We start from the raw sequence: 355 nt of genomic DNA, 5'->3' as shown, positions 1-355 counted from the left end.
CGAAGGCGATCTGTGTGAAGTCATCGCGCATACGATCGACGATCTGGCGTGCATCCGCCGGACTGCAGTCATCTAACACCAGCACGAATTCCTCGCCGCCCAGACGCCCTGCGAAATCCGAGCCGCGGATGCGATTGCGCAGAAGTGCCGCGAGCGCACGGATCACCATGTCCCCAGCGGCGTGCCCGTGTGTGTCATTGACCCGCTTGAAGTGGTCGATGTCCAGAAGGGCAATGCTGAGTGCCCGGCCGTTCATGCGTGCTTGAGCAGCAGCGGCTTCCAGCCTTCGGCGCGCGTCATCCGGGCGGAGCAGCCCTGTCAGTCCGTCGCGACTCAGGCCCGAAGCCAGTGCCCT

The 355-nt window shown here is 64.2% G+C and carries 1 protein-coding gene; it reads right to left on the bottom strand.

Annotated features, from left to right (window positions below; genetic code table 11):
* A partial coding sequence (locus tag FLQ44_RS11470; RefSeq protein ID WP_147694472.1) for a GGDEF domain-containing protein occupies positions 1–355 on the bottom strand: 355 nt, incomplete at both ends.

The sequence above is a fragment of the Vogesella mureinivorans genome, from assembly GCF_007644035.1.
In the GTDB taxonomy this organism is placed as follows: Bacteria; Pseudomonadota; Gammaproteobacteria; order Burkholderiales; family Chromobacteriaceae; genus Vogesella; species Vogesella mureinivorans.
This window is presented reverse-complemented; position numbering and strand designations above follow the sequence as displayed.